This window comes from Actinomadura kijaniata (assembly GCF_014138665.1).
GTDB lineage: Bacteria > Actinomycetota > Actinomycetes > Streptosporangiales > Streptosporangiaceae > Spirillospora > Spirillospora kijaniata.
Map to the genome: position 1 here is coordinate 260,869 of NZ_JACJIA010000001.1, position 12,322 is coordinate 273,190.

At 71.4% G+C, this 12,322-nt stretch carries 14 protein-coding genes; 6 read left to right on the forward strand and 8 right to left on the reverse strand.

The window, feature by feature from the left end:
• Positions 1-98: 98 nt before the first annotated feature.
• Positions 99-1,259 (forward strand): polysaccharide deacetylase family protein, encoded by a 1,161-nt coding sequence (locus HNR61_RS01190; RefSeq protein WP_182841250.1) that lies wholly within the window; start codon positions 99-101, stop codon positions 1,257-1,259.
• Positions 1,260-1,272: 13 nt separating this feature from the next.
• Here the strand turns inward: HNR61_RS01190 and HNR61_RS01195 are convergent, their stop codons facing one another.
• Positions 1,273-1,965: a DUF5710 domain-containing protein gene (locus HNR61_RS01195; protein WP_182841251.1), complete on the reverse strand. Its 693-nt coding sequence runs from the start codon at positions 1,963-1,965 to the stop codon at positions 1,273-1,275.
• 71 nt (positions 1,966-2,036) lie between these two features.
• Here HNR61_RS01195 and HNR61_RS01200 point away from each other — a divergent pair, with 71 nt between their 5' ends.
• The 3 genes from HNR61_RS01200 (at position 2,037) to HNR61_RS01210 (ending at position 4,035) form a co-directional block, all read left to right on the forward strand.
• A complete protein-coding gene (locus tag HNR61_RS01200; RefSeq protein ID WP_182841252.1) occupies positions 2,037-2,447 on the forward strand; it encodes a VOC family protein in 411 nt (136 codons plus the stop codon).
• Between the two features lie 400 nt (positions 2,448-2,847).
• Positions 2,848-3,183: an STAS domain-containing protein gene (locus tag HNR61_RS01205; RefSeq protein WP_182841253.1), complete on the forward strand. Its 336-nt coding sequence runs from the start codon at positions 2,848-2,850 to the stop codon at positions 3,181-3,183.
• Between the two features lie 312 nt (positions 3,184-3,495).
• Entirely contained in the window at positions 3,496-4,035 is a 540-nt protein-coding gene (locus tag HNR61_RS01210) for a DUF4232 domain-containing protein (protein ID WP_182841254.1), read from the forward strand.
• Positions 4,036-4,047: 12 nt separating this feature from the next.
• Here HNR61_RS01210 and HNR61_RS01215 read toward each other — a convergent pair whose 3' ends face one another.
• Positions 4,048-4,800, reverse strand: coding sequence for an ABC transporter permease (locus HNR61_RS01215; protein ID WP_312897706.1), 753 nt, complete (start codon positions 4,798-4,800; stop codon positions 4,048-4,050).
• A complete protein-coding gene (locus HNR61_RS01220) occupies positions 4,793-5,755 on the reverse strand; it encodes an ABC transporter ATP-binding protein (RefSeq protein WP_182841256.1) in 963 nt (320 codons plus the stop codon). Before HNR61_RS01220 ends, HNR61_RS01215 begins: the two co-directional genes overlap by 8 nt.
• A gap of 98 nt (positions 5,756-5,853) precedes the next feature.
• On the opposite strand from HNR61_RS01220, the gene HNR61_RS01225 reads away from it, so the two are divergent.
• On the forward strand, positions 5,854-6,531 hold the full coding sequence (locus HNR61_RS01225; protein ID WP_182841257.1) for a TetR/AcrR family transcriptional regulator: 678 nt from the start codon (positions 5,854-5,856) through the stop codon (positions 6,529-6,531).
• A gap of 315 nt (positions 6,532-6,846) precedes the next feature.
• Here HNR61_RS01225 and HNR61_RS01230 read toward each other — a convergent pair whose 3' ends face one another.
• The 5 genes from HNR61_RS01230 to HNR61_RS01250 all read right to left on the reverse strand — a co-directional run bounded on the left by HNR61_RS01230 (position 6,847) and on the right by HNR61_RS01250 (position 11,263).
• Complete coding sequence (locus HNR61_RS01230) at positions 6,847-8,577, reverse strand: serine/threonine-protein kinase (protein ID WP_182841258.1); 1,731 nt, start codon at positions 8,575-8,577, stop codon at positions 6,847-6,849.
• Positions 8,574-9,140: a sensor domain-containing protein gene (locus tag HNR61_RS01235; protein WP_182841259.1), complete on the reverse strand. Its 567-nt coding sequence runs from the start codon at positions 9,138-9,140 to the stop codon at positions 8,574-8,576. Before HNR61_RS01235 ends, HNR61_RS01230 begins: the two co-directional genes overlap by 4 nt.
• A 185-nt stretch (positions 9,141-9,325) precedes the next feature.
• The gene (locus HNR61_RS01240) at positions 9,326-10,009 is read right to left on the reverse strand and encodes a hypothetical protein (RefSeq protein WP_182841260.1); all 684 of its coding nucleotides are present in this window, start codon (positions 10,007-10,009) and stop codon (positions 9,326-9,328) included.
• Positions 10,010-10,107: 98 nt separating this feature from the next.
• Entirely contained in the window at positions 10,108-10,749 is a 642-nt protein-coding gene (locus HNR61_RS01245) for a hypothetical protein (RefSeq protein WP_182841261.1), read from the reverse strand.
• A gap of 181 nt (positions 10,750-10,930) precedes the next feature.
• The gene (locus tag HNR61_RS01250) at positions 10,931-11,263 is read right to left on the reverse strand and encodes a YnfA family protein (protein ID WP_182841262.1); all 333 of its coding nucleotides are present in this window, start codon (positions 11,261-11,263) and stop codon (positions 10,931-10,933) included.
• Between the two features lie 100 nt (positions 11,264-11,363).
• Between HNR61_RS01250 and HNR61_RS01255 the strand changes: the two genes are divergently transcribed.
• Entirely contained in the window at positions 11,364-12,305 is a 942-nt protein-coding gene (locus HNR61_RS01255) for a zinc-binding dehydrogenase (protein ID WP_182841263.1), read from the forward strand.
• Positions 12,306-12,322 lie beyond the last annotated feature (17 nt).

Genomic DNA, 12,322 nt, shown 5'->3' on the forward strand with positions numbered 1-12,322 from the left:
CCGCCACCGGCGAGCGAACCGACCTCCCGGCCCTCCACGCCCCTCCCACCCCCGCCCCCAGCGCGTGCCGAGGCCCGGACCCGCACAGGGGGACGAGCATGAGAACCAAGCCCTTCGCCGCGCTCGCGACGGCGGCGCTGGCCGCCGCCGCGCTGACCGCCTGCCAGACCGCCGACGGCCGCACCACCGGGACCGGGACCACCGCCGGACGCGGCCCGGCCGGCGACCCCGGGCCGCGCAGGCTCCAGCCCGGCGAGAAACCGCCGCAGTTCGTGGTGTTCTCCTGGGACGGGGCCGGGGCGGGCGACGACCGGCAGTTCCCGCGCTTCCTGGAGCTGGCCCGCAAGCACCGGGCGACGATGACGTTCTTCCTGAGCGGCCTGTACATGCTGCCCGAGTCCAAGCGGACGCTGTACAGGCCGCCGCACCGCGCGCCCGGCTCCTCGGCGATCCCGTTCCTGTCCGACAACGGCGTCCGCGCCACGATCCGGCTGGTCGACCGCGCCCACCGTGACGGCCACGAGATCGGCACCCACTTCAACGGCCACTTCTGCGGCCCCGGCGGCGTCGGGTCCTGGACGGTCGCGGACTGGCGCAGCGAGATCGCCCAGGCGGGCTCGTTCGTGCGGAACTGGAAGGCCAACACCGGCTTCACCGACCTGCCGGACCTGTCGTTCGACTACGACCGGGAGCTGGCCGGCGGCCGGACCCCGTGCCTGGAGGGCCGGCCCAACCTGCTGCGCGCCGCCGCCAAGCTCGGCTGGAAGTACGACGCCAGCTCGCCGGGCGGCCTCCAGGTGTGGCCGGGAAAGACGCGCGGCGTATGGAACCTGCCGTTGCAGTCCCTGCCGTACCCGGGCAAACGGTTCGGGGTGCTGTCGATGGACTACAACATCATGGCCAACCAGCCCGGCAACGTGCGGGCGAACCCCGCCCTCCAGGCCCGCTACCAGCGCGAGGCCACCAACGCCTACATGGCGGGCTTCGCCCGTGCCTACAACGGCAACCGCGCCCCGCTGTTCATCGGCAACCACTTCGAGCAGTGGAACAACGGCATCTACATGAACGCCGTCGCCGACGCCCTGGAGCGGATGGCGGCCAGGTCGGACGTGAGGCTGGTGTCGTTCAAGCAACTGGTGGAGTGGCTGGACGCCCAGGACCCGGCGGTGCTGGCGAAGCTGCGCACGCTGGGCGTCGGCGCGGCCCCGGCGGGCGGTTGGAAGGCGTTCACGTCCCCCCGGTCGCAGGCGGCCCCGTGACGCGGCCCCCGCGTCAGCCGAGGTGACGGCGCGCCTCGCGGGCCCGCTCCCCGGCGTCCGGCGGGGGACGCAGCCGGACGCCCGCGTCGGTGAGCATGCTCAGGTCCAGCTCCCACACGACCGCCGACCGCCGACTCCACAGCTCGAACGCCGCCTCCACGTGCAGCCGCGCGTCCGCCTCCGACAGCCCCGTCAACTCGCACAGGTGCGCGAACGCCTCCCCGCCCCGGCCGCTGACCTCGGCGAACCCCAGGTGCGTGGCCAGATGGCAGTCGCTGCACACGCACACCAGCCGCCGCAGCGCCTGCACCCGCGCCGCCGGGTCGTAGGCCCACCGCTCGTGCGCCTCCAGCCGGCGGCGGGTGGCGCGGTCCTCGCCGCGACCGCAGATCTCGCAGCGCCGCCCCGCCCGCCCGGTGATCATCCGGCGGAGGCGTTCCCAGTCGCGCTCGTCCACGCAGGACCGCACGTTCGTGAACCAGCAGCTCGCCGGGACCAGGTCCACGAACAGCCCGGACCCGAACGACCGGTCCTCGCCCGGCAGCAGCCCGGGCACCTCCGGCAGCGGCAGCCACGGCTCCAGCCCCGCCATCCCGGCGCGCGGCGCGTACCACCGGCGCGCGGCCGGATCCCACCGCGCCCCGGCCGCCTTCGCCGCGTCCTTCTGCGAGTAGGGGACATCGAGCCAGACGCGCGCGGAGACCATGCGCCCCATTCCACCAGCGCTGTCAACGCGGCGTTTCCCGCTCCCCGCCCGCGTGCCGCTACGCTCGCGCGATGCACATCGATCTTGTGACGATCGTCGTGGCGGACTACGACCCCGCCATCGCGTTCTTCACGGAGGTCCTCGGCTTCGAGCTCGCCGAGGACGTCCCCTCCCTCACCAACGACGGCCGCCCGAAGCGCTGGGTCGTGGTCCGGCCCCCGGGCGGCGGCACCGGGCTGCTGCTCGCCAAGGCCGACGGCGAGCGCCAGCGGGCCGCGGTCGGCGACCAGGCGGCGGGCCGCGTCGGCTTCTTCCTGCGCGTGGACGACTTCGACAAGTCCTACGCCCGCATGCGGGAGCACGGCGTCACGTTCGTCACCGAGCCCCGCGAGGAGCCCTACGGGCGCCTGGCGGTGTTCCTGGACATCGCGGGCAACCGCTGGGACCTGCTCGGCCCCCACCCCGACCACGCGCGGGGATAGCACCGCCACCACCTCGGGGCGCGCGACGGCCCGGCCCGTGACGCGCGCCACCGGCCAGATCTCCGGGAACCCGCGCCCGGTTCCCCCGCACCGGGCGCGTACGCCCCGGCCCCACGTCCTGCGGGTTCGGCCGCACGACGGGCGATGCGTCGTGTCAACGGGGGTCAGGTAGGTGTGTCCTGCCGACACGCTGACAGAAACGCACCTAACGCCTAAAATCGTCACTGTGACGTCAACCTGTCATCGGTGACGTCGGCGACTCGTCTCGCCGCCCGGCTCTCGGCGGCATCCTCCGCGTCGGCACGCGGGGTGCGGAAGGGCATCGGGCCCCGGAACGACCACCCGCCGCACGACCTGCGCCCGGGTGCCTCCCCCCGCACGAACCCCGAAGGGGACGACCATGACGTCATTCGACGTGACCGACCGTCCGTGGCATGAGCACCTCGTCCTGACGGTGACCGGCGAGGTGGACCTGGACACCGCCCCGGCCCTGCGCACGGCCCTGCACGGCGCCATCGCCGCCGCCCCCGCCGGGATCATCGTGGACGTGGGCGGGCTGACGTTCATCGACGCCAGCGGCCTGAACGCCCTGGCGGTCGCCGCGAACCGGAGCGCGCACCTGCCGGGCCGCCTGAAGCTGGCCGCCCCGCCGCCGAGGCTGGACGCGCTGCTGAAGGTGACGGGCCTGAGCGACCACCTCCCGGTCCACCCGACCTACCCGCTGCGCCCGGTCTGATCACTCGCACCGGGAACCGCCGACCGGACCGCGCCCACGCCCCGCGGCGATCAGCCTCCCGCCCCTCGGACGCGCCGCACGACATAGGCGCGAGCCTCGTGCAGCCACAGGTAGAGGACGACGGGCCGCCGCATCGTCTCGACGTCACCGCCCACGCCGAGAGCCCGGGAAGACGGGGTCTCTGGCAGGCCGTGCAGCCGGCTTCTCGATGTCGGGATCCACGCGCCATGTCATGATCGGAACGGCAGCGTCCCGCTTCCTGCGGGTCGGTGGTACGTTCGGCGTTCTGCCGGGGGATTTCGGGGGAGAGCGATGCGCGGGGCGTTGGCGGCACTCGTCGTTCTGCTGCCGTTGGCGGCCGCCTGCGAGGACGGCGGCACCGGCTCCGCCCGGCCGCCGGTCCCGGAGACCCGGCCGCAGCCCACCTGCCCGCCGTCGGGCGTGGAGGTCCGCAAGGGGACGGGCGACGCCGCGATGGGCCTGCGCACCCTCAACATCGACCTCGTCAACTGCGGCAACGTTCCGATCACCCTGAACGGCCACCCGCGCGTCACCCTGCTGGACGCCGCCGGGAAGCCGGTGCCCGCGACGGTCCGGAAGGGGTCGGGCGGCGTGTCGACCGTGGAGGCGTTCGACAAGCCGCCCACCGCGCTCACCGTGAGGCCCGGCGGCACGGCCACGGCGAGCCTCCTGTGGCGGAACCTCGTCACCGACGGCACGCGGCCCGCCGTCACCGCGCCCTCGGTGACCGTGGTCCCGAAACCGGGGATGCCCGCCGTGCGGGTGGACGGCATGGCCGTGGACCTCGGCACCACCACCAAGGTCGGCGTCAGTCCCTGGCGCCTCCCCTGACCGGACCGCCCCTCACTCGCGCCGCACCAGCGCCCGCAGGCTGATCGCCACGCCGACCGCGCACCAGCAGAGCAGCACGACGAGATCGCGGCCACCGGCCTGGTAGACCTCGGACGCCAGCCCGGCCCGCAGCAGGTCCGCCCCCGGCCGCACGGGCAGCACGTCGTGCAGCGCGCGGAACCAGTCGGGCAGCTGGGCCGCCGGGAAGGTGACCGGCGAGAAGAGCAGGACGAAGAACACCAGCACCTGGCTGACCAGCTGGGCCAGCACGGGCCGGAGCACCACGGCGACCGCGTACCCGACGGCCGTGGCGGTGACCGTCACCAGCAGCGCGGCGCCGACCAGCAGCGGCCAGCGGAACGACAGCTCCAGGTCGTAGCGCAGCCACCCCACGAGCACCGCGACCCCCACCGCGGGCACGCAGACCACGACCCACACCGTCAGGTCGGCGAGGAAGAGCAGCGGGCGCGCCACCGGCAGCGCGCGCATGTAGGTGAAGGTGCCGTCGAGCCTCGCCCGCGCCACCCCCTGCGGCACGATGGCCAGGCCGACGGTCAGCAGCAGCACGGTCGGCGCCCCCGTCGCCAGGAACATCGCCGTCGGGGGATCGATGGAGGGGATGAGCAGGCCGAAGCCGATGACGATGCCGACCGCCAGCAGCGCCTGCACCACCACGATGAGCGGCAGCAGCCCGCCGATCTGCGCCAGCTGCCACGACAGCAGCGTCCGGTAGGCCGCCCACGGGCCGAGGGAGGGGTCAGACACCGCCGACCACCTCATCGACCTCGGGCCTCGGGCCCGCGGTCGCGGCGAGGTAGGCGTCCTCCAGCGTGGCCGGGGCGAGCGCGTACCCGTCGAGACCTCCCCGCTCCCGGTGCATCGCCGCCCAGGAGACCGCGGCCGCCGCGGCGTCCGGGGGGATGGTGAGCAGGACGCGCCGACCCGAACGGACGCGGCGCCGCACCGGGACGGGCACCGCATCGGACGGATCCGGGCCGTCCGGCGCGAGGTGCAGCTCCAGGCGCAGGCCGTCGTCACCGCGCAACCGGGCCGGCGTGCCGGCCGCCACCACCCGCCCGGTGTCGAGCACGACCAGCTCGTCGACTACCCGTTCCGCCTCCACCACGTTGTGGGTCACCAGCAGGACGCCCGAACCCTGGTCGGCGACCCGGCGCACCGCCGCCCACAGCGCCCGGCGGCGCACGGCGTCGACGTCGTTGCTCGGCTCGTCGAGGATCACCAGCGGCGCGCCGCCCACGACGGCCATCGCGAACCCGACGAGCCGCCGCACGCCTCCGGACAGGCCACGCCCCTCGGGCAGCGCGCGCCGTTCCGCCCACGCCTCGATGTCGAGGTCCGCCACCAGCCGCCGCGCCGCCTCGCGGGCCCGCGCCGCGTCCAGCCCGCGCAGCCGGGCGGCCACCCTGATGGCCGCCGTCGGGGTGAGCCCGTCGATCGGCACATGGGCCTGCGGCTGCAACGCCACCATGCGGCGGGCCGCGGCCGGACGCGCCACCGCGTCGACCCCGGCGACGGTGATGCGCCCGGCGTCGGGACGCAGCAGCCCGACCACCTGCGAGACGAGCGTGGTCTTGCCCGCGCCGTTGTGACCCAGCAGGCCGACCACCTCCCCGGACCGCACGCGCAGTGACACCTCGTCGTTCGCGACGACGGCGCCGAACCGCCGCGTGAGCCGGCTGACCTCCAGCACAGCAGTCATCCGCACCTCCTGAAATACAACCTGTATCCGGATACTACATGCATCCAGAAACAACCTGTATCCCAATACCGGCCGCATGTGCCCCTTAGAATCGGGTCGTGGACGATCACCCGGCCGGACCGCCCTCGCGCGGCGAACGCCAGCAGCAGACGCGCGCCGCGCTCGTCGTCGCCGCCCGCGACGTGTTCGCCCGCGACGGCTACCACGGGGCCAGCCTCGGCGAGATCGCGCGCATCGCCGGGTACACCCGGGGCGCCGTCTACTCGAACTTCGCCGGCAAGGCCGAGCTCTTCCTCGCGGTGATGGACGCCAACCTCCACTACGTCGGCCAGCGGACCTGGGACCCCTTCGACCCGGTGACCACCGGCACCGACACCGGGGTCACCGAGGTGATCCGCGGCATCGCCCTGGCCACGCTGGAGTTCATCGCGGTCGCCGCCCGCGACGACCGGCTCAGCGAGGCACTGGCCGGCCGCGTCCAGGTGCTCCTGGACCTCTACACGCGCATCGCCGCCGAGGCACGCGTGGACGACGAGCCCCTGGCCGCCGCCGAGGTGGGCGCCCTGCTCGCGGCCCTCGACCAGGGCGTGACGCTCCTGGGACTGTCCGGCATCGCGACCATCGACCAGCGGATGATGCGCATCGGCCTGCGCCGCCTGATCGACCCCGCCCGCGCGGCGACCCAGCCCCCCACCGACGAACCAGGCGGCCCAGCCGCCCTACACGACCAGGAAATCCACCACCGAATAGCCACCGCCCACCAGAACCCCGACTAACAACACCCGTTGTCCGGACGGAGGGATGCGCGCGGGAAGGGCCAGTGCAGACGCGCCAGGCCCGTCGGTCCTCACCCTGCGGCCCCCTCATCCGAACGCGCTTCTGCGCAAGCGGCCACGCGGGCGGCGACGGAGAGCCGATGGACTCCGTGGCACCAGGGATGTCCGGGTCCGGCAGGGCCCTGCTGCCAGGCTTCACCGGCGACGGACTCAGGGCGGCACACCACGACGAGCGCCGGACGCCCGGCGGGTCAGCCCAGGGGGCGATCAGGGGCTGTCGCCGTGGCCGGTGTGGCTGACCGCGAGGAGCTCACGTCACTCGAGGACGGTGACGGTGGGCAGCGCCCCTTGCAGGGCGGCTCCTACGGATTCAGGTGAGATCGCCTTGCCGTCTCGCTCGACCAGAGTGAAGCGAGGTGGGTGATAGGGGGAGAGCAAGTACCGGCCGGGCCGGAGACTTCGAGAGCTTGGGACGGTGAAGGTGCGGTAGTCGGTCCACCGGCTCAGGAAGCCGCACACCTCCCTGTTGTAGGGCTGTGCTTCTCCGGTCACCTTCCTCGTCGTGGTCACAACGAGGTTCTTGTCGGACGGCGGGAGCGCGGTGCTCTTTTTCGGAGCAGGGTAGAAAGCGGCCTGTCCCTGGTCTTTGGAGCCGCTGGGGCCCTTCGCTCCGCCGATGTAGTAGTTGTAGCCCCCATTGGCGTCTGGCCGGTTGTGCTTCTCTCCGAAGCACTGACGTGAGCCGCCCGGTAGGTACTTCACTCCCTGGAGTGTCTTGGCCTGGAACCTGATCGTCATCTGGACCTTGATCCCGGCACGAACGCGAGCAGGTGTGACCGCGATGTCGAGGTGGATGTAGGGCGTCTCGGAAGCGGGCATGTTGGGCTGGCCGAGGAGTACACCGGGTTGAGTGAACGACGCCCGGACCGAACTGCGGGCTTCGCCACCGACTTCCGGAGAGGACGGCAGGAGCAGCGCGATCGCGACTACGGCGGCCGTTCCCGCGCCTGCGACCCCAACGGCCCCCTTGGCTCCGCCGACCTTGGCCAGAACACCTTTGCCTGCGGCTGCTCCTGCCTTTCCGCCTTCAAGGGCGGCCACCCCCTGGCCTGTCGACGCCGCTCCCGAACCGACTGCGGACGATCCCGGAGTGAGGACAGAAGCGCCGAGCATCACCGCAGGCGCGGCAGTGCCCAGCGCGGCTGCGATCGCACCGAGGACGATAAGACCGCGCCGTTCCCATTCGGGGCCGTAGGTTCGAACTGCGATCGCTTCCAGCTTCGCGACGAAGTCGTTCGCGTCCCAGAGTCGTTCGCCGGGGTCTTTGGCCATCCCGCACGCCACGAGAAGACGCAGTTGCTCAGGGATGCGGTCGAGTGGGACAGGAGCGGTCGTGTGTTGCTCGCGCAGTCCTTCGAGAGTGATGCTCTGGTAGGGCTTCTGCCCGGTGACGCACTCAACGAAGACACATGTGGCCGCGTAAACGTCGGTAGCCGGCGTCGCCGGATGACCCGTCCACTGTTCGGGAGCCATGTAGGCGGGGGTGCCGACCACTCCGCCCTGGCCGCTGAGAACGGCGATGCCAAAGTCGATCAACTTGCTCTGTCCGTCGTCCTGGACCAGCACGTTGCCCGGTTTGTAGTCGCGATGGATGATGCCGACGGCGTGCGCCGCTGCAAGGCCGAGCAGGGAGCCTTTGAGGATGCTCAACGAGGCTTCGGGAGTGAGAGGGGCACCGTGATCGTCCAACACCCTGCGCAGTGAACGGCCGGGGACCGCCTCCATCACGATCGCCGCGCCGGCGGATGTGGTGAAGTAGCCCAGTAGGCGAGCCACGTGTGGATTGGACACACGTTCCAGCAACGCGGCTTCGTTTCGGAACGCGTCGAGTACCCGGGGATCGCCCATCAGCGCGGGTGACAGGTACTTGATCGCGACGTGTTGTCCAGTGCCTTCGTGGCGGGCCAGCATCACCTGGCCTTGGCCGCCTGCGCCCAACTCCTTGAGTTCGGCGTAGCCAGGGAGGCGCCACTCTGCCCGCCTCATCCGAGCTTCTGAAGCTGCTTCTTCAGTACTTCGGTCGCGCGTCTGCTGGTGGGGTCGCCGGATTCCTTGGGCTCTGTTCGCTCATAATAGATCGAAGATACGAGCAGATTGCCGTACGAAGCATAGTCGTACATCAAGTGAAGGATGTTGTACTTGCTTGTGGTCGACGGATACTGTTGCCTTTCGGTCCCTCTGGCGTGCATCCAGTTCCCGACGCTGTCGGTATCGAACTTCCAGGTGTCTTTGTGGGAGAAGAGAGTGAAGTTCTCCCGTATCCTCTTGGCGGCGACGTTCCGCTTGGGTGGGCAGGATTTGGCCTTGTCCTGTAGAGCGGCGTAGGCCTTCTTCGCTTCGTCTGGACTCCCGTAGAGGGCAATCGTTTGGACGTAAGCGATCTCGCCTTTTCCTCTTGTCGCGTTGTTGAACTGGCGAGTGACCGTCTTTGGTGATCCAGGGAGCTTCGCTCCTGACAGGGAGCACATGGGGGCCCGGCCGTCTTTGGTCACATCAGCCACGGCCCGAATCTCGCGGACTTTCGGGCCGATCTCCTTCGGTGAGAGCAAACGCTGCTCCACCTGTTCTGCCGAGTAACTCGGCTGTGGAGCGGGCGTGGGCGCGGGTACGGCGGAGGTGGCTTGAGGCCGGGACGGCTTCTTCTCATCCTTGCCGCTGCATCCGGTGAGAGCCAGGGCGGAGGTGAGCAGCGCGAGAGCCAGCTTCCGGCCAGTCGGCCCACTTGCGAGGGAGGTCATTGCCGGGTATTGGCCTGAATTTCGTCCACGACGAGCGGGGTCACCGCCGAGTCCATCGACAGGTCTTCGAGCGTGCCCGTGGCGGATTCGCATCCGGCGCCATCGCAGGTCCAAGTGACTTCCCATATGATCTTCGCGGTGATCTGATAGGCGCCACCGGGCTGGCCGGCGGAAGAGCGCTTGTACGTGTAGCCGCACGACCTGCCGTCCTTGCTGCCTCCGTCATCGCACTTGAGTGATGTTTCGCCGAGTTCCCACACGACTGACTTCGGGGTCGCCGTGGCCTGCACGACCTGGGTGCCCGCTCTGACCGGTTCGGAACGCACCGTGACGAAATTGTCGACCCAGAGCCCCGTTCTCACCCGGACATAGGTCTTCTTGTCGGGGGACGTGTGTACAACCGGCCTGGGAAGGGCGGTCAATGTGCGGGCCCACTCGGCCAGCATGCCGGTGTCCGGCTCGGGGGGCGGTTGGTCACCGTCACCTCCGCCGAGGCCCAGGCCTTGATCGTCCGTCGGGAGGGTCGGGATCTCGCCCCCTCCTCCGCCGTTGTTTCCGTTTCCGCTGCCGCCTCCACCGCCGGAACCGCCACCACTCCCGACGCTGCAATCGAATTTTCCGCCGGGGAGTTTGCGGCAGGGAGCGGCGTCGGCGGGGATGGCGGCGAGAAGAGTTGCCACCAAGCCCATGGTCACCGGCAGGGCGGTTCGGGTGAGGTGGCGTCGTGCTGGGGGTCGGGAGGTCGTAGTGGGGGTGGGGGTGTGCGGCGCGGTGGGGGTCAGCATTTCTTGTCCCGGATGGTGTCGGAGACTTTCCAGGTGCCGTTGTCGTAGCGGACGGCCGTTCGGTGGAGGTGAGCCTCGCCGGGGCCGCCCTCCACTCGCTGGCCGGTCCTGGCGTTGAAGCGGTACGCGGCCAGGGTGCGCATGCAGTCGACTACGTAGACCGTCAGGCCGTCCTTGGCTCGGGCGTAGATCTTGGCGTTCGAGATGTTCGTGAAGCGCCAGATCTGGCCCTGGGCCTTCATGCGTTCGACGTCCTTGGTGACGTGGGTCAGGAGTGGGTCCGTCGCCACCGTGGACAGTTCGGTGGGGTCATTGCGTTCGTAGACGCGTTTGTAGGCCTGCTGGTACTCGCGGTACCGGGTCAGAACGGCCTGGTCGACCTGGGCCGTGGGCAGTGCGGACGGGTGTGACGGGTCGGCGGCCGGGTTGGCGGTGCCGGCCGGGGTGGCGGGGGCTCCGTGGTCGGCGGCGTCGCGGGGGCGGAACGTGCCCGGGTTCGCGTCGGTCCCGCCGCAGGCGGCCGTCGTCGCCAGGAGGGCGCCGGTCAGGAGGAGGGCCGTCGCGCGGAGTGTCCTCGTCGTGGCAGGGCGGGGCGCGGGGTGTGGGGGGTGTACCGACCGGGCGCGCATTGCCATCCCTGACTCGTTCGGCCGACAGCGTGGCGGAGTACGCGCGAAAGCTTACAGAGGTGGATGATGCGGGAAAAGAGATTCGTTGCGGAAAGGTTCCGTCTGGCAGGGGACGGGTGGTGTCGGCGGTTTGCCAGGGCTGGGGACGGAACGCGGGCAGGTGCGGTGTCGTTGCTGGTTGCTGGCGTTATGAACGTGGGGCGTACATGATGACCGCGACTCCGACGAGGCAGAACGCCGTGCCGACGAGGTCCCAGCGGTCGGGGCGGTAGCCGTCCAGCGCCATGCCCCACGCCAGGGAGCCCGCCACGAACACCCCGCCGTAGGCGGCCAGGATGCGGCCGAAGTGCGCGTCGGGCTGGAGGGTGGCGACGAAGCCGTAGAGGCCGAGGGCGAGGATCCCGGCGCCGATCCACCCGGCGCCCCGGTGCTCGCGGACGCCCTGCCAGACCAGCCAGGCGCCGCCGATCTCGGCGAGCGCGGCCAGGGCGAACAGCAGCAGGGAACGCGCGACGGTCATGGGCGATCACGTTAGCCGCCGCCGGGGGACGCGGTTGACCTTAAGAACGGTTGAGGTTGCATGCTGGTCGCGTTGCCGATCAATGAGAAGAGGGCGTGGCATGCGTGCGGTGTGGTTGACGAAGTTCGGCGGGCCCGAGGTGCTGGTCGCCAGGGAGACGCCGGAGCCCGAGGCCGGGCCCGGGCAGGTGCTGGTGGACGTGGCGTTCGCGAACATCACGTTCGTGGAGACGCAGTTCCGGTCCGGGAAGCCGGGGCCGTTCAAGGGGGAGCCTCCGTTGATCCCGGGGAACGGTGTCGGGGGCGTCGTCGCCGCGGTGGGCGAGGGCGTCGATCCGGGGCTGGTCGGGCGGCGGGTCGTGACCGGGACCGGCGGGTCCGGCGGGTACGCCGAGCGGGTCGCGGTGGACGCCGCGGGGCTGTTCGAGGTGCCGGAGGGGCTGGCGCTCGACACGGCCGTGGCGGTGCTGGCGGACGGGCGGACCGCGACGTGGCTGTTCGACGGCCTCGGGGTCAAGGAGGGCGAACGCGTCCTGGTCGAGGCGGCGGCCGGGGGTGTCGGGTCGTTGCTGGTGCAGATCGCCAGGAACGCCGGGGCCGTCGTGGTCGCGGCCGTCGGCGGGGAGCGCAAGGCCGGGGTCGCCCGGGAGCTGGGGGCCGACGTCGTCGTGGACTACCGGCGGCCGGGGTGGGCCGACGAGGCCGGGGACGTGGACGTGGTGTTCGACGGGGTCGGCGGCGAGATCGGGCGGGCGGCGTTCGGGACGCTGCGGCCGGCCGGGCGGATGGTCAGCTACGGGCTGGCCAGCGGGGAGTGGGCCGGGATCTCCGAGGAGCGGGCCGCGGAGCGCGGCGTCGAGCTGGTCCAGCCCGCGGCCACGCCCGAACTGATGCGGGAGGCGACCGAACGGGTCCTCGCCGACGCCGCGCGGGGCCGGGTGCGGCCGCTGGTCGGGCAGCGGTTCCCCCTGGAGCGGGCCGCCGACGCGCACGCGGCCATCGAGTCGCGGGCGACGGTGGGCAAGACGCTGCTGGAGGTCTGACCCGCGGGCCGGAGGTT